Here is a 14,736-nt window from a genome sequence, read left to right on the forward strand (position 1 = left end):
GGTGGCAGAGGATGGGTGGCCTTAGGACAGGCTGCCTTTGTATTCGTCGTAACCGAAGCTGCGGACGGTGCGGATCGTTCCGTCCTCCTCGCGGCGCGCGATGGCGGGCATGGCGACGCCGTTGAACCAGTTCTTCTTGACCATCGTGTATCCGGCCGCATCCTGGATGCTGACCCGGTCGCCGATCTGCAGGGGCCGGTCAAAGCCCGCCTCTCCGAAGATGTCGCCCGCCAGACAGGTCTTGCCCGCAATCTGGTACCGGTGGTCACCCTCCTGCGGCAGGCGGGCGTCCTGGCGATAGATCAGCAGGTCCAGCATATGCGCCTCGGTCGAGCTGTCCACGATCGCCACGGGCTTGCCGGTGTCGATGATGTCCAGGACGCTGACCTCCAGCGTGGTGGTGTTGGTGATGCTGGCCTCGCCGGGCTCCAGATAGGCCTGCACGCCGAAGCGGTCCTGGAAGGCCTTCAGACGGTCGGCCAGCCGGTCCAGCGGATAGCCCTCGCCGGTGAAGTGGATGCCGCCGCCCAGGGACACCCAGTCAAGGCGTTTGAGGATCGTGCCGAACTCGTCCTCGATCCGGGTCAGCTGGCGGTCGAACAGGTCGAAATCGCCGTTCTCGCAGTTGTAGTGGATCATCACGCCGCTGATGCGATCCAGCGCGGATTCCAGCCGCTCCACGTCGCCTTCGCCCAGGCGGGAGAACGGCCGCGCCGGGTCGGCCAGATCGAAGCCGCTGGTCGAAAAGCGCGGGTTCAGCCGCAGGCCGGTCGCGATGCCCGCGGCCTTGGCGCCGAAACGGTCCAGCTGCGACAGGCTGTTGAAGATGATCTTGTCGGCGTAACCCACCGCCTCGTCGATCTCGTGATCGGCCCAGGCCACGGAATAGGCGTGGGTCTCCTTGCCGAAGGTCTCATGCCCCAGGCGCAGTTCATAGAGCGACGAGGACGTGGTCCCGTCCATGTAGTCGCGCATCAGGTCGAAGACCGACCAGGTGGCGAAGCATTTCAGCGCCAGGAGTGCCTTGGCGCCCGACGCCTCGCGCAGATGGGCGACCTTTTCCATGTTGGCGCGCAGACGGGCCATGTCGATCAGGTAATGCGGCGTCTGCGGCAGGGTCATGGTCAACCTTACGTCAAGAAACACGGGGGGCGGGTCGCGAAGCCGCGATATAGCCACGCCCCCCGCTTTTCGCAAGGAACCATGACGGCCGGGTGACGGGACCTAGCGCCCCGTCAGGTCGGCGGCAAAGCGGCGCAGCTCTCGCTTGACCAGTTCCAGCTCGGCCCGCAGGGCGGCGATCTCGGCGGTCAGATCCTCGTCCAGGGGCTGGCCCGCCATCAGCGACAGCCGCGCCAGGACATACCCGTCCGGCCCGCTGTCCGGTCCCGGCCCCGCCGCCGTCTTCAGCAGCAGCGTCTGCACCCCGTCCGACAGGACCTGGGCCGGCAGGTCCGCCTCGACCAGCCAGCGGCCGGGGCCGTCGGCGGTCACGCGCGCCTCGGCCAGGACCTCGGCGTGCTGAATCAGCACGACCCGGATGCCGGGTGCGTCGATGCCCGTCAGCGCGCCGCGCCAGACGCCGCCCTTCAGGCCGTGATTGTCGAAATGCGGCATGGCCATATCCTCAGATCTGGGCGCGGGGATGGCGCGACAGGATGACATCGCGCAGGCCGACCGCGTTCATGAAGGGCGCCTCGAAGATCAGGTCCAGCCATGCCTTCTCGACCGACCGGGCGGACAGTTCGGCATAGCCCAGGTCGAACTCGACGATGCGGTTGCAGTGGCGGCCCTCGATCGGCTCGCCCATCTTGCGCAGCATGGTTTCGGTGTTCGGACCCTGCTGGATGTTCAGCCGGGCATAGACCGCGATGGGGCGTTCCGCCTGCAGCGTCGCGTCCAGCCGGATGATGTGATGCCCGCCCAGATCACGCAGCGCCTCGACCGGCAGCGACAGCGAGAACGACAGGAAGCTTCCGGAAAACCCCATCACCTCCAGCGCCAGCCCGTAATCGGACAGGTCGGTGGCGCGGCGGTTGCGCACCTGCCGCAGGATCAGCGCACGTTCGGCGCAGTCGTGGAACAGCGCCACCTCGGGGGACAGCCACCGGCCCGCTTCCGGGGCGATCAGCGCGGGGGCGGCATGGCGCGCCTGCAGGATCTGGGGCCGCCAGCGCCAGTCGGTGCCCGCCGGCAGATCGATGCGCGACAGGGAATCGCGGGCGCCCACGCTGCGCGCGTCGGCGGCGTGCAGCAGACGCGACAGCACCTGATGCAGGTCGCGGGCCTCGTCGCGCAGGTCGGGATCCAGGGGCCGGTCGCGGCGCGTGACCGATTTCAGCATCCGCGACCATTGCCGGGCCGCATGGCCGCGCCGGCGGCGCGACAGCCAGCTAGTCTCATGGCGCGACATGGACGCGACCCCCGGTCTGGCGCCGGTCATCCCGGACAAGGCGACGATTCGTCATGCGGCACGGCCCGTATGCTGGAAACCTCTGGCCTTGGGGATAGACCGTGACGGGCCGCCGGACAACCCTGACGCGTGCCGTTCAGGCCACCAGCGCGTCCAGCCGGGCGGCGCAGATGAAGTCGTTGTCGGTCAGCCCGCCGGCCTCGTGCGTGGTGAAGGTCACCGCGCAATAGCCCCAGCCGAAGGCGATGTCGGGATGGTGGCCCTGCTTGTTGCCCAGCCATGCGGCCAGGTTCGCCATCTCCACCGCCTTGGCGAACCCCTTGAAGGTGAAGCGCCGGGTGATGGCGGTGGCATCGTCCGACAGGGTCCAGCCCGTCAGCCGGTTCAGCATGGTGGCGGCGGTCGCAGGGTCGTGCGGCGCCACGCCCCCCTTGCAGGGTTCGCAGTCGCGGGCGGCAAGATCGCAGGTGGTCATGGCATCGGTCCTTTCAGGCGGCGGTCTTGGGCGGGTATTTCGGTGCGTGCAGCCCCAGGGCGCGGGCCTGGGCGATGTCGGCCAGCAGGTCGCGCCGGGCGGCGGCGAACAGGTCGTCCAGATCGTCTATCACGAAATAGACCGGCTGGTGGATATCGATCCGATAGGGCGTGCGCAGGATGTCGATCACGTCGAAGGGCCGCTGTTCCGCCTGCCCGGAAATGGCCCAGGGCAGTTCGGTGACCGAACTGGCCAGCCCCGATCCCAGGGCCTTCAGCTGGCCATCCTCGCGCATTAGCCCGAATTCGATCGAGAACCAATACAGGCGGATCAGCCAGGCATAATCGGCCTTGTCGCAGCGCGTTCCCGCCGCGCCGATGGCCTGGCTGAAGGCGGCAAAGGCCGGATCGGTCAGCAGCGGCGTGTGGCCGAAGATCTCGTGGAAGATGTCCGGCTCCTCGATGTAGTTGAAATGCTTGCGCTTGCGGATGAAGCTGGCAGCCGGGAACGTCCGGTCGGCCAGCATGCCGAAGAACCGCCCGAACCCGATCAGCGCCGGCACGGGTTCCACCCGCCACCCGGTCAGCGCGCCCAGCTTGGCCGACACCTCGGGGCATTGCGGCACGCGGACCTGCGGCAGGTCCAGCAGGTCCAGACCCCGCAGATAGGGCGAGGCCATCCGGTCCCGCACGGCGGGCAACTGCTGGGCCATCAGGTCGCGCCAGACGGCATCCTCCTCGGCGTCATAGGCGATGAAACCCCGGTCGTCGGCGACCTTGGCGGCATATTCGGTCGATTTCGGCATGGCACGTCCTCCTCTGCGGTCCAGATTACCGGATGCGGGGGAAAAACCTTGCCGGAATGGGTTGTCCATCCGGCTTTGGCGGCACATCATTTCGCAGACCGCCGAAACAGAGGAAACCGATGCCCGATCTGGACGATGCCGACCGCCGCATCCTGCGCCTGATGCAGCAGGACGCGACCCTGTCGACCCAGGGGCTGGCCGATGCGGCGGGCCTGTCGACATCGCCCGCGTGGCGGCGGCTGCGGCGGCTGATCGAGACCGGGGTGATCGACCGGCAGGTGGCGCTGGTCCCGCCGGCCAAGGCCGGGCTGCATGCCCTGGCCTATGTCCAGGTGTCGCTGCTGGACCATACCGAGGCGACGCTGGCGCGGTTCGACCGCTTCGTGCAGACCGAGGCGCAGATCCTGGAATGCGCGACCATCACCGGCACCTTCGACTATCAGCTGAAGATCGTGGCGACCGACCCCGAGGGGCTGGAACATTTCCTGATGCGCCGGATGCTGTCCTTGGGCATCATCCGCAGCACGGTGACGCATTTCGTGCTGCGTCAGACGAAATACACGACCGCCCTGCCCCTGTGATCACAGCAGCGGCGATGCCAGCGCCAGCGCGTTGTTGCGGATGCGCCGCCACGGCGACCAGGCGCGCACCTGGTCCAGCGTGATCGCGTCGGCCCGCGCGACATAGCTGGCCTGCCGCGCATCCAGCAGCCCGACGAATTCCGGATCATAGACCGCCATGTTGACCTCATAGTTCAGCTCGAAGCTGCGACGGTCCAGGTTCGCGCTGCCGATCATCGCCATGCGCCCGTCCACGGTCAGGATCTTGGAATGCAGCAGGCCGTCGCGGAACAGCATCAGCCGGACCCCGGCGGCCAGCAGCCCGTAATAGAAGCCCTGGCTGGTCGCCCCCACGATCAGGCTGTCGTTGCGGGCGGGCAGGATCATGGTGACCTGCACCCCGCGCCGCGCCGCTGCCCGGATCGCCGCGTCCAGCGCATCGTCGGGGACATAGTACGGCGTGGTGATCACCACCCGGTCGCGCGCCGCATGCAGCATCGCGGACAGGCAGTCCGACACGCTGCCCGCGCGCAGGTCGGGGCCGGTGGCCACCACCTGCGCCGCGACGCCGGGATCGGCAACCGGCGCCACCGGCTGCAGCATGGGGCCCAGATCGCGGCCGGTATAGCTCATCCAGTCCGACAGGAAGACGCCCTGCAGCTGGCGCACCGCCGGTCCCTCGACCCGAACCAGGATGTCGACCCAAGGGGCAAAGCGCGCCTTGATCGCGAACGCCATGTCCGCGCAGTTGCGGCTGCCGGTGAAGGCCATGGCATTGTCGATCACCAGGATCTTGCGGTGGTTGCGCAAGTCCAGACGCTGGAACAGGATGCTGATGAAGGGCAGGCCCCAGGGAAAGGCGGTGACGCATTCCACGCCCGCCTGGCTCATCCGGTCCCACAGCTCCGACCGGACCAGCGACCGCGACCCAAGGGCGTCGACGATGACACGGCATTGCACGCCGCGATCCTCGGCGCGGCACAGGGCCTGGGCGACCTTGGTGCCGCTGGCATCGGGCAGCCAGATGTAGAACAGCAGATGCACGTGATCGGTCGCCGCATCGATGGCCGCGACCAGCTCGTCGATCGCCCCGTCGCTCTCCTCCAGCAGCTGCAGGCTGTTGCCCTGGACGGCCTGCATGCCGCCCACCGCCTCGTTCGCGGCGATGATCGGGCCCGCCGGGTCGGACCGGTCGGCGCGGACGGCGGGCACGGCGGTGCGCAGGCCGGTCAGGCGGTCGCGCACGTCGGACATGCGCTGGACCTCGGCCTGCTTCATGCGGACCTCTCCGAACAGCAGATAGGCCGCGATCCCCAAAAGCGGCACCGCCTCGACGACCATGATCCAGGCCAGCCGCACCGAGGGCTCGACCCTGGGACGCAGCAGCACGCGGGCGATGATCACCAGCGACAGGGTCGTGTGCGTGAAAAAGAACAGGGTCGTCCACATGCCCGGCATCATCAGCCGCCCCCCCGGCAATTGCAATTCCCCGCGTGGGGCCCTATCTGGGGGCCTGAAACAGCCAAGGCCATTCGCGATGAACTGGATCACGAACTACGTCCGCCCGCGCATCAACTCGCTGTTCTCGCGGCGCGAAGTCCCCGAGAACCTGTGGACGAAATGCCCCGAATGCGGGACGATGCTGTTCCACCGCGAATTGTCGGACAACCTGAACGTCTGCACGAACTGCGATCACCACATGGCGATCACGCCGCGCGACCGCTTCGGTGCGCTGTTCGACGGCGGCGCCTTCGTCGAGGTCAAGGTCCCCGAGCCCATCGCAGACCCGCTGCAGTTCCGCGATCAGAAGAAATACCCCGACCGCATGAAGGCCGCGCAGAAATCCACCGGCGAAAAAGAGGCCATGCTGGTCGCCGAGGGGGAGATCGGCCGCACCCCGGTCATCGCCGTGGGCCAGGACTTCAGCTTCATGGGCGGGTCCATGGGCATGTATGTGGGCAATGCGATCGTGGCGGCCGCCGAACGGGCGATCAAGGTTAGAAAGCCGATGATCCTCTTCTCCGCCGCGGGCGGCGCCCGCATGCAGGAGGGGATCCTGTCCCTGATGCAGATGCCCCGCACCACCGTCGCGGTCGAGATGCTGCGCGAGGCCGGCATCCCCTACATCGTCGTGCTGACCCACCCGACCACGGGCGGCGTCACCGCCAGCTATGCCATGCTGGGCGACATCCACATCGCCGAACCCAACGCGCTGATCTGCTTTGCCGGCCCGCGCGTGATTGAACAGACGATCCGCGAGAAGCTGCCCGAAGGGTTCCAGCGCTCCGAATACCTGCTGGAACACGGCATGCTGGACCGCGTGACCCATCGCGGCAAGCTGCGCGACGAACTGGTCTCGATCCTGCGGATGCTGGGCGGCCTGCCCGCCCCCACCCGCGCCGACCTGCCAGCGCCCGAACCGGTCAACGACCCGATCCCGGCGCCGGCTCCCACGCCTGCGCCGGCCCCGGCCGAGTAATTCTTCTTTGTCGAAATACCCCGGGGGTCCGGGGGCTGGCCCCCGGTGCATGACATGACCACATCCGATGCGATCCTGTCGCGCCTCATGGCGCTGCACCCCAAGGTGATCGACCTGTCGCTCGACCGAATGCACCGCCTTCTGGCGGCCTTGGGCAACCCCGAACGTGCCATCCCCCCGGTGATCCACATCGCGGGCACCAACGGCAAGGGCAGCACGCAGGCGATGATCCGCGCAGGCCTTGAGGCCGGGGGCGCGCGGGTCCATGCCTATACCTCGCCGCACCTGGCGCAGTTTCGCGAACGCATCCGCCTGGCGGGCACCCTGATCGAGGACGACGCCCTGGCCGACCTGCTGGCCCAGGTCGAGGCCGCGAATGACGGCCAGCCCATCACCTTCTTCGAGATCACCACCGCCGCAGCCTTCCTGGCCTTCGCCCGCACCCCCGCGGACTTCACCCTGCTGGAGGTCGGACTGGGCGGGCGCCTGGATGCGACCAACGTCATCGACGCGCCGCGCCTGACGGTCATCACGCCGGTCTCGATCGACCACACCCAGTACCTGGGAGAGACGCTGCCCCTGATCGCCGCCGAAAAGGCCGGCATCATCAAGCCCCGCGTCCCCGTCATCGTCGGCCCCCAGGACGATGATGCCCTGCGCGTGATCGAGGCGCGCGCCATGGGCCTGTCCGCGCCCATCGTCGCGCATGGCCAGCACTGGATGATCCAGCCCGAACGCGACGGCATGGTGTTCCAGGACGATCACGGGCTGTGGGACCTGCCCCGCCCGAAGCTGATCGGCCCGCACCAGGTCCAGAACGCGGGCACCGCGCTGGCCGCCCTGCGCGCGCTTGGCGCCACCGACGCGCAGGCCCGCGCCGCCGTCACGCAGGCCGAATGGCCCGCCCGGATGCAGCGCCTGCGCCATGGTCCGCTGGTCGATCTGGCCCAGGGGGCGGAGCTGTGGCTGGACGGCGGGCACAACCCGGCGGGCGGGCAGGCGCTGGCCGCGACCCTGGCCGCGATGCCCGCACGCCCCACGCATCTGGTCTGCGGCATGCTGAACACCAAGGATGTCGCGGGCTATCTGCGTCCGCTGGCCGACCACGCCGCCGGCCTGACCGCCATCGACATCCCCGGAGAGCCGAACACCCTGCCCGCCACCCAGACCGCCGACGCCGCGCGCCAGGTCGGCATGACCGCGCATGTGGCCCAGGATGCCGCGCAGGCGGTGGAACAGCTGGTGACCCGCCACCCCGGCGCGCGTATCCTGATCTGCGGATCCCTGTATCTGGCCGGGCGCATCCTGCGCGACAACGGCTAGGCCACGCCCGAACCCAAGGACAGCCCATGACCCAGATCCGAGACAGCCGCGCCGCCATCCTGCGGGGCGTCATGAACCGCTGCCCTTCCTGCGGAGAGGGGCAGCTGATGCAGGGCTATCTGAAGGTGAACCCGGTCTGCGCGCATTGCCAGGCGCCCCTGTCCCGCTATCCGGCGGCGGACGGGCCGGCGTTCTTCACCATGACGGTGATGCTGCTGGTGCTGATCCCGCTGTTCGGCATCATCTGGAACGTCTGGCGCCCCGAACCCGCGACGCTGCTGGCGGTCACCGGGCTGATCACCACGGTGATGACACTTGTGCTGCTGCGCCTGATCAAGGGCGCCTTCATCGGCTATCTGTGGGCCAAGGACGAACAGGACCGGGGCGCCTGACGGCCCCCGGTCCCCGCCGTCACGCCCAGTCCCAGGGCGTCGTGAACTGACCCAGCCTCTCGCGGACCTGATTCTCGGCGACGTTGCCCTCGCGCGACAGGCGGGCGACCAACCCGCGCTTCTTGTCCTCGCGCACCTCGACCACGCGGGCGCCGGTGCCCTGCAGGGCGGCGTCATAGACGCGGCTGATGGCCAGGCGGCGCAGGTCCGGCTTGAAGATCTTGCCGACCGCGGTCTTGGGCAGTTCCGACAGGATCTCGATATGCTTGGGGACGGCGGCGCGTTCATGGATGTGGTCGCGGGCATGGGCCGCCAGTTCGTCCACGGTCACCGTGGCTCCGCCAACCAGTTCCACATAGACGCAGGGCAGTTCGCCCGCGAAGGCGTCGGGCTGGCCGATGGCGCCGGCGAACGCGACGGCGGGGTGCGACAGCATCCCCTCCTCGATCTCGGCGGGGTCGATGTTGTGGCCGCCGCGGATGATCAGGTCCTTGGCCCGCCCGGTGATCCACAGATAGCCGTCCGCGTCGATCCGGCCCAGATCGCCCGTGCGCAGGTACCGATCGTCGGCGAACAGCTTATGGTTCTTGTCGGCCTCGGTATAGGTCGAGCCGGGGAAGACGCCGGGATTGGCGACGCAGATCTCTCCGACGACATCGGTGGGGCATTCATGCACCCGGCCCGCATCGTCGTGGTTCAGGATGCGCACATGCGTGTGCGGCAGCGGGATGCCCACCGAGCCCACCTTCTTCAGCCCGTCCACCGGGTTGCAGCTGACCAGGCAGGTGGCCTCGGTCAGGCCGTAGCCTTCGGCGATCTCCACCCCGGTGGCCGCCTTGAAGCGGTTATACAGCTCGATCGGCAGCGGCGCCGAACCCGAGATGGCGGTCTTCAGGCTGCCCACATCGGCGTTGACCGGACGCTGCATCAGCGCGGCGATGGCCGTGGGCACGGTGATCAGGAACGTCGCCTGCCACCGCTCGATCAGCTTCCAGAAGTTGTCGAAGACCCCATCGCCCCGGTATCCGGCGGGCGTGGGCATCACCACATGCGCGCCTGACGCGATGCAGGACATCAGCACCGGATAGGCCGCAAAGACATGGAACATCGGCAGCGGGCACATCAGTACGTCGGTCTCGTCAAACAGCAGCGTCCCCCCAAGCCAGCCGTTATAGATCATGCCGCTGTACTTGTGCTGGGCCACCTTGGGCGTGCCGGTGGTGCCGCCGGTGTGGAAATAGGCCGCGACGCGGTCGGCCTTGGGGTCGTCGAATTCCAGGGCGGTGTGCTTGCGTGCGCTGGTGGCGGCCTCGAAATCCAGGACCTTGGCCTTGTGCCGGACCTTCACCTTGGGGCGGATCAGCGGCACGATAAAGCGTTTCAGGCCGCGCAGATGGCGGTTCAGGTCAACCTCGACCACATGGGTGACGTTCGGGGCCTGGGCCACCGCTTCGGCGGCCTTCTGCGCCACGTCGGTCTTGGGGAAGGCCTTCAGCGTGACCAGCACCTTGGCATTCGTCTCGCGCAGGATGCCGGCGATCTGGGTTGCATCCAGCAGCGGGTTGATCGGGTTCACGATCCCCGCCGTGGCCCCGGCCAGCAGGACCACCGGCGTCTCGATGCTGTTGGGCAGAAGGTACGCGACGGTGTCGGTTGGCCCCACGCCCAGGCTGCGGAACAGGTTGGCGGTTTCGGTCACGCGTTCCAGCAGGTCCTGCCAGAACAGGGTAACGGCGTGATCCTTGGGCCCCGACAGCAGCTGGAACGAGATCGCGGGCCGCTGCGGGAACCGCTCGGCCGTACGCGACAGGAATTCATAGATCGTGACCGGCAGGCCGCGCGCGTCGAAGCTGCCTTCCTGTTCGATCCTGTCGCGGTCCGCATAGCTGCCGAACTTGCCCATCTGGTCCCCCTGCTGTCGGGCCGCATCGGCTGCGGCCCCTCCCTGCGGGTCAGGATGGTCCGACAAGGCCGGGCGGGGCAAGTCCCGACCGGTCCGCCGCATGTGAAAACGCCGCGTCAACCGATGGCCGACGCGGCGTCATGGCGGTCCAACCGGGGTGGTCAGTCCGCAGCGGGAATGCGCAGGACCTGGCCCGGATAGATCTTGTCGGGATCGCTCAGCATCGGGCGGTTCGCCTCGAAGATCGCGGCGTACTTGTTCGCGTTGCCCAGGTGCTCCTTGGCGATGGCGGACAGGGTCTCTCCCTTCTTCACGGTGTGGAAGACGGGTTGGGGGGCATCGGCGGGCAGGTCGGCCTCGACCTTGGCGATGCCCTCGATGTTGCCGACGGCCAAAATCAGCTTCTCCAGCGTCTCGCGGTCGGCACCCTTGGATTCGACGACCACCGTGTCGCCGCGCAGGCGCAGGTGCACGTCGTCGCCGTCCAGGTTCAGCGCGCGCAGTTCCGCCTTTAGCGCCGCGACCTTGCGCTGCGTGTCGTCCTGGGCCGCGGGCTGCGCGGCGGCGGGGGCTGCGGCAGGGGCCGCGACGGCGGGCTTGAGCGTGGCGGCCTCGGCCTTGCCGAAGACCGACTTGCCCGCGTCTTTCACGAAATCCCAGATGGCCATGTGCAAAGGTCCTTGTGATGTTCCGCCACCGAACGACCGCCATGTCGGCACGGTTCCGCCAAACCAGGGCGCCATGGCCGCATCGGGGCGAAAGCGCTTGTTAACCCGGGGCGGCTATAAGAACCAAGGCGCGCTTGGAAACGGGGTCACCGCAGGGCATGACGAACTGGACAGGATACGGACGGGGATCGCTGATGATCCTGGGCGCGGCGCTGCTGGCGGGATGCGCGGCCACCCCGCAGGCGCCGGTGGGACACGACCCCCACGCGGTCCAGGTCGGCCCGCCCGGACCCGCGCAATGCGGCGCGACGGCGCCGGACCGGAACGCGATGGCGGCGCAGGTGAGCAACCGCGCGCGGGCCCGCGCCGGCCTGACGCCGCTGCGCGCCGATCCCCGGCTGGCCCGGGTCGCGGCGCGCCATGCCTGCGACATGGCGCAGCGCGGGCGCATGACCCATCTGGGCAGCACCACCACCGGACCCGCCATGCGCCTGAAGCAGGCGGGCTATCAGCCCACCGTCTCGGCCGAGAATATCGCCGCGGGGCCGTTCTCGCTACCGCGGGTGCTGTCGGAATGGACGGCCTCGCCGGGGCATCACGCCAACATCATGCTGCCTCAGGTGCGCGATTTCGGCGTGGGGCAGGCGACGTCCCAGGACGGGCGCACGACCTATTGGGCCGCCGTCTATGCGGCCCCCCGTTAGGCCGCGGGCATGACCTGCGGCCCGACCCATTCGGATGACCACAAAGACGAGGATCGGATGACCCGACATTTCAACCGCATCGCCGCGCTGGCGCTGATCGTGGCCGGCGCATGGCCGGCCCATGCGTCGACATCCTGCGCCACGCCCCCGCCCCGGGCCAGCCAGGCCATCGCGTCCTCCGTCAGCCAGATGCGGGCCCAGGCCGGGCTGGGCGCGGTGACGGTCGATCCCGCGTTGACGGCGGCGGCGACCCGCCAGGCCTGCGAGATGGCCGCCCGCGGCAGGCTCAGCCATCGGGGCGGCGGGGGCGTCAAGGCGCGCGCCCGGTCGGCGGGCTATGCCGCCTCCGTCGTGGCCGAGAATATCGCCGCGGGCCAGCGCGACGCAGGCGCCGCGATGCGCAGCTGGGCGCGGTCGGCGGGGCACCGGTCGAACATGCTGCATGCGCGGGTGCGCCACGTGGGCATCGGCCAGGCGCTGGCGGCGGACGGGCGGACAGTGTTCTGGGCGATGGTGCTGGCCGCCCCGCGCTAGGCGGGGTCGACCGGCCTGTCACCCGGCCCGTCGGTGAACTGCATCCGCGCCAGGCGCGCATAGAGCCCGCCCTGCGCGACCAGTTCGTCATGGCTGCCGGTGGCCACGATCCGGCCCTGATCCAGGACCACGATCCGGTCGGCCTTCTTGACCGTCGCCAGGCGGTGGGCCACGACGACGGTCGTGCGCCCCTCGGCCAGGCGGCTGACGGCGGCCTGGACCAGCGATTCGGATTCCGCGTCCAGCGCGCTGGTCGCCTCGTCCAGCAGCAGGACCGGCGCGTCGCGCAGGATCGCGCGGGCGATGGCCACGCGCTGGCGCTGACCGCCAGACAGCATCACGCCGCGTTCGCCCAACGCGGTGTCATATCCCTGCGGCAGGGCCGCGATGAAGTCATGCGCATGCGCCGCGCGCGCCGCGGCCTGCACCTGCGCGTCGGTCGCGTCGGGGCGGCCAAGGCGGATGTTGTCGGCGGCGGATGCGGCAAAGATCACCGGGTCCTGGGGAACCAGCGCGATATGGCTGCGCAGATCGACGCGCGCCAGCTGGCGCAGGTCGGTGCCGTCCATCGTCACGCGACCCGATTGCGGGTCCCAGAACCGCTGGATCAGCTGGATCACGGTCGTCTTGCCCGCCCCAGACGGGCCGACCAGCGCCACGGTCTCCCCCGGCCGGATGGTCAGGTCGATCCCGTGCAGGGCCGGGGCGTCGGGACGCGAGGGAAAGCTGAAGGCCACCCCCTCCAGCACGATCTCTCCGCGCACGGGCAGCAGCAGGGGCACCGGGCGCGCCGGATCGGTCAGCGTGTCCGTCGCGGACAGCAGTTCGGCCAGGCGTTCGGTCGCCCCGGCGGCGCGTTGCAGTTCGCCCCAGATCTCGGACAGGGCGCCAGCCGCGCCCGCGACCAGGATCGCATAGATGACGAACTGCACCAGCTGGCCCGCGGTCATCACCCCGTCTTGGACGTCGCGGGCACCGACCCACAGCACGCCGATCACGCCCGCAAAGATCAGGAAGATCACGATGGCGGTCATCACCGCGCGGGTGCCGATGCGGGTGCGGGCCACGACATAGGACTGTTCGGTCACGTCGTCAAAGCGCACCATGCTGCGCGCCTCGGCGGTGTAGGCCTGGATGGTCTGGGCGGCCAGCAGGGTTTCGGACGCTGTGCCCGAGGATGCGGCGATCCAGTCCTGGTTGGCGCGCGACAGGGCGCGCAGGCGGCGTCCCAGCACGATGATCGGGATCAGGATGGCGGGCACGATCAGCAGCACCAGTCCCATCAGCTTGACCGAGGTCCAGGCCAGCATCGCCATGCCCCCCGCCAGGATCAGCATGTTGCGCAGCGCGATGGACAGCGACGACCCTACAACCGACTGGATCAGCGTGGTGTCGGTGGTGATGCGCGACAGGATTTCCCCCGTCATCACGCGTTCGAAGAAGGCGGGCGACAGGGTGATCACGCGGGCATAGACGGCCTTGCGGATGTCGGCCACGACCCGTTCGCCCAACCGTGTCACGAAGAAGTACCGCGCCGCCGTGCCCAGAGCCAGCAGCGCCACGATCATCAGGGCCGCGCCGAAATACTTGTCCAGAAGGCCCGCGCCGTCGTCGAAATTGTCGACCACCCGGCGTGCGGCCAGTGGCAGGATCAGGCTGATCGCCGATGTCAGCACCAGCGCTACCAGCGCCAGCACCATCTGCCCGCGATAGGGCCGGACGAACGGCCACAGCGCGCCAAGCGCCCCCACCCGCCGGCTGGTGGGCCGGTCTTCCAGATTGCTTGCGCCGCGTGCCATGCTTGCCCGTCTTTGTCCGTTGCCGCCCCGGTTTAGGGGGCCGCCGCCCCAAGGACAAGCGTGCGCCCTGTCACAGGACCAGCCGCCCCTGGGCCAGCGCCTTGTGCAGCAGGTCCACCGCCGCGGCCAGCTTGCCGTCGATCACCTGAAGATAGCGGGTCCAGTCGTCCATCCCGCCCAGATCGGCCGCCCCGTCGGAGATGCCGCGCAGCCCGATCAGCGGCACGCCGAAATTCTGGGCGGCACGCAGGTGGGCAAAGGTCTCCATGTCGACCATGTCCTCCTCGATCGCGGCATAGGCGGGGCCGCTGACGATGTCGGCGCCGGTGGACAGGCTGGCCACCGGCAGGCCGGGGATGCGGTGCGGCAGGTCGATCACCCGCGGCAGGTCCAGCAGCGGCGTGCAGCCCCTCGCGAACCCCAGCGCGCTGGCATCCATGTCGCGCCAGGCGACGGCGCCCACCTGATAAACCTCGGTCTGGGCCAGACGCGCGGACCCGGCCGACCCCAGCGACACGATCAGCCGGGGCAGCCGGTCCATGCGGGCCAGCGCGGCGGTCAGCTGGACCGCGGCCTCGATCGGGCCGATGCCGGTCATCAGCGGCTGGATGCGCGCGCGCAGGGCCGGGCCGTATTCGGGCTGGGCGGCCATCACGAACAGGATCGGCAGGTCGGTCATCG

16 protein-coding genes are annotated in these 14,736 nt (G+C 69.0%); 6 read left to right on the top strand and 10 right to left on the bottom strand.

The features are described from left to right. Positions 1-21: 21 nt before the first annotated feature. The 5 genes from nspC to EOJ32_RS00335 all read right to left on the bottom strand — a co-directional run bounded on the left by nspC (position 22) and on the right by EOJ32_RS00335 (position 3,693). Positions 22-1,116 carry a carboxynorspermidine decarboxylase gene (gene nspC, locus EOJ32_RS00315; RefSeq protein ID WP_205963194.1) on the bottom strand — a complete coding sequence of 365 codons (1,095 nt, stop codon included), beginning with the start codon at positions 1,114-1,116 and terminating at the stop codon, positions 22-24. A gap of 108 nt (positions 1,117-1,224) precedes the next feature. Further along, positions 1,225-1,617, bottom strand: a complete 393-nt coding sequence (locus tag EOJ32_RS00320; protein ID WP_127897322.1) for a hypothetical protein — start codon at positions 1,615-1,617, stop codon at positions 1,225-1,227. 10 nt (positions 1,618-1,627) lie between these two features. Continuing rightward, entirely contained in the window at positions 1,628-2,413 is a 786-nt protein-coding gene (locus EOJ32_RS00325) for a DUF6478 family protein (protein WP_127897323.1), read from the bottom strand. 136 nt (positions 2,414-2,549) lie between these two features. Beyond that, a complete protein-coding gene (locus EOJ32_RS00330; protein WP_127897324.1) occupies positions 2,550-2,888 on the bottom strand; it encodes a 4a-hydroxytetrahydrobiopterin dehydratase in 339 nt (112 codons plus the stop codon). Positions 2,889-2,901: 13 nt separating this feature from the next. After that, on the bottom strand, positions 2,902-3,693 hold the full coding sequence (locus EOJ32_RS00335; RefSeq protein WP_127897325.1) for a phenylalanine 4-monooxygenase: 792 nt from the start codon (positions 3,691-3,693) through the stop codon (positions 2,902-2,904). A 119-nt stretch (positions 3,694-3,812) separates the two neighbouring features. Between EOJ32_RS00335 and EOJ32_RS00340 the strand changes: the two genes are divergently transcribed. After that, positions 3,813-4,274, top strand: coding sequence for an Lrp/AsnC family transcriptional regulator (locus EOJ32_RS00340; RefSeq protein WP_045982401.1), 462 nt, complete (start codon positions 3,813-3,815; stop codon positions 4,272-4,274). Here the strand turns inward: EOJ32_RS00340 and cls are convergent, their stop codons facing one another. After that, a complete protein-coding gene (gene cls / locus EOJ32_RS00345) occupies positions 4,275-5,702 on the bottom strand; it encodes a cardiolipin synthase (RefSeq protein ID WP_127897326.1) in 1,428 nt (475 codons plus the stop codon). Between the two features lie 88 nt (positions 5,703-5,790). On the opposite strand from cls, the gene accD reads away from it, so the two are divergent. The 3 genes from accD to EOJ32_RS00360 are packed head-to-tail and all read left to right on the top strand — an operon-like array spanning position 5,791 to position 8,447. Beyond that, positions 5,791-6,732, top strand: a complete 942-nt coding sequence (gene accD, locus EOJ32_RS00350; RefSeq protein WP_127897327.1) for an acetyl-CoA carboxylase, carboxyltransferase subunit beta — start codon at positions 5,791-5,793, stop codon at positions 6,730-6,732. A 54-nt stretch (positions 6,733-6,786) separates the two neighbouring features. Next, on the top strand, positions 6,787-8,055 hold the full coding sequence (locus EOJ32_RS00355; RefSeq protein WP_127897328.1) for a folylpolyglutamate synthase/dihydrofolate synthase family protein: 1,269 nt from the start codon (positions 6,787-6,789) through the stop codon (positions 8,053-8,055). A 26-nt stretch (positions 8,056-8,081) separates the two neighbouring features. Next, entirely contained in the window at positions 8,082-8,447 is a 366-nt protein-coding gene (locus EOJ32_RS00360; RefSeq protein ID WP_045982397.1) for a DUF983 domain-containing protein, read from the top strand. Positions 8,448-8,466: 19 nt separating this feature from the next. Here the strand turns inward: EOJ32_RS00360 and EOJ32_RS00365 are convergent, their stop codons facing one another. Both EOJ32_RS00365 and lysM read right to left on the bottom strand, forming a co-directional pair. Then, the gene (locus EOJ32_RS00365) at positions 8,467-10,350 is read right to left on the bottom strand and encodes an acyl-CoA synthetase (protein WP_127899228.1); all 1,884 of its coding nucleotides are present in this window, start codon (positions 10,348-10,350) and stop codon (positions 8,467-8,469) included. A 161-nt stretch (positions 10,351-10,511) separates the two neighbouring features. Further along, entirely contained in the window at positions 10,512-11,018 is a 507-nt protein-coding gene (gene lysM / locus EOJ32_RS00370; protein ID WP_127897329.1) for a peptidoglycan-binding protein LysM, read from the bottom strand. A 158-nt stretch (positions 11,019-11,176) separates the two neighbouring features. Between lysM and EOJ32_RS00375 the strand changes: the two genes are divergently transcribed. Both EOJ32_RS00375 and EOJ32_RS00380 read left to right on the top strand, forming a co-directional pair. Beyond that, positions 11,177-11,722, top strand: coding sequence for a CAP domain-containing protein (locus tag EOJ32_RS00375; protein ID WP_240542460.1), 546 nt, complete (start codon positions 11,177-11,179; stop codon positions 11,720-11,722). 57 nt (positions 11,723-11,779) lie between these two features. Further along, positions 11,780-12,256 carry a CAP domain-containing protein gene (locus EOJ32_RS00380; protein WP_164871356.1) on the top strand — a complete coding sequence of 159 codons (477 nt, stop codon included), beginning with the start codon at positions 11,780-11,782 and terminating at the stop codon, positions 12,254-12,256. Here EOJ32_RS00380 and EOJ32_RS00385 read toward each other — a convergent pair. Together EOJ32_RS00385 and EOJ32_RS00390 are read right to left on the bottom strand one after the other, a co-directional pair. Beyond that, positions 12,253-14,055: an ABC transporter transmembrane domain-containing protein gene (locus EOJ32_RS00385; RefSeq protein ID WP_127897331.1), complete on the bottom strand. Its 1,803-nt coding sequence runs from the start codon at positions 14,053-14,055 to the stop codon at positions 12,253-12,255. The genes EOJ32_RS00380 and EOJ32_RS00385 overlap by 4 nt on opposite strands. A gap of 70 nt (positions 14,056-14,125) precedes the next feature. Next, on the bottom strand, positions 14,126-14,734 hold the full coding sequence (locus EOJ32_RS00390; RefSeq protein WP_045983308.1) for a 5'-methylthioadenosine/S-adenosylhomocysteine nucleosidase: 609 nt from the start codon (positions 14,732-14,734) through the stop codon (positions 14,126-14,128). Between the last annotated feature and the right edge of the window lie 2 nt (positions 14,735-14,736).

The sequence above is a fragment of the Paracoccus sp. Arc7-R13 genome, from assembly GCF_004010775.1.
Taxonomy (GTDB): Bacteria; Pseudomonadota; Alphaproteobacteria; order Rhodobacterales; family Rhodobacteraceae; genus Paracoccus; species Paracoccus marcusii.

Bases quoted from the DNA above. Each gene is read 5' to 3' on its own strand.
- EOJ32_RS00380 (WP_164871356.1), top strand. From the start codon at position 11,780: ATGACCCGACATTTCAACCGCATCGCCGCGCTGGCGCTGATCGTGGCC.
- EOJ32_RS00355 (WP_127897328.1), top strand. From the start codon at position 6,787: ATGACCACATCCGATGCGATCCTGTCGCGCCTCATGGCGCTGCACCCC.
- lysM (WP_127897329.1), bottom strand. From the start codon at position 11,018: ATGGCCATCTGGGATTTCGTGAAAGACGCGGGCAAGTCGGTCTTCGGC.
- EOJ32_RS00325 (WP_127897323.1), bottom strand. From the start codon at position 2,413: ATGTCGCGCCATGAGACTAGCTGGCTGTCGCGCCGCCGGCGCGGCCAT.
- EOJ32_RS00365 (WP_127899228.1), bottom strand. From the start codon at position 10,350: ATGGGCAAGTTCGGCAGCTATGCGGACCGCGACAGGATCGAACAGGAA.
- EOJ32_RS00335 (WP_127897325.1), bottom strand. From the start codon at position 3,693: ATGCCGAAATCGACCGAATATGCCGCCAAGGTCGCCGACGACCGGGGT.
- EOJ32_RS00360 (WP_045982397.1), top strand. From the start codon at position 8,082: ATGACCCAGATCCGAGACAGCCGCGCCGCCATCCTGCGGGGCGTCATG.
- cls (WP_127897326.1), bottom strand. From the start codon at position 5,702: ATGTGGACGACCCTGTTCTTTTTCACGCACACGACCCTGTCGCTGGTG.
- EOJ32_RS00340 (WP_045982401.1), top strand. From the start codon at position 3,813: ATGCCCGATCTGGACGATGCCGACCGCCGCATCCTGCGCCTGATGCAG.
- EOJ32_RS00390 (WP_045983308.1), bottom strand. From the start codon at position 14,734: ATGACCGACCTGCCGATCCTGTTCGTGATGGCCGCCCAGCCCGAATAC.
- EOJ32_RS00320 (WP_127897322.1), bottom strand. From the start codon at position 1,617: ATGCCGCATTTCGACAATCACGGCCTGAAGGGCGGCGTCTGGCGCGGC.
- EOJ32_RS00375 (WP_240542460.1), top strand. From the start codon at position 11,177: ATGACGAACTGGACAGGATACGGACGGGGATCGCTGATGATCCTGGGC.
- EOJ32_RS00330 (WP_127897324.1), bottom strand. From the start codon at position 2,888: ATGACCACCTGCGATCTTGCCGCCCGCGACTGCGAACCCTGCAAGGGG.
- EOJ32_RS00385 (WP_127897331.1), bottom strand. From the start codon at position 14,055: ATGGCACGCGGCGCAAGCAATCTGGAAGACCGGCCCACCAGCCGGCGG.
- accD (WP_127897327.1), top strand. From the start codon at position 5,791: ATGAACTGGATCACGAACTACGTCCGCCCGCGCATCAACTCGCTGTTC.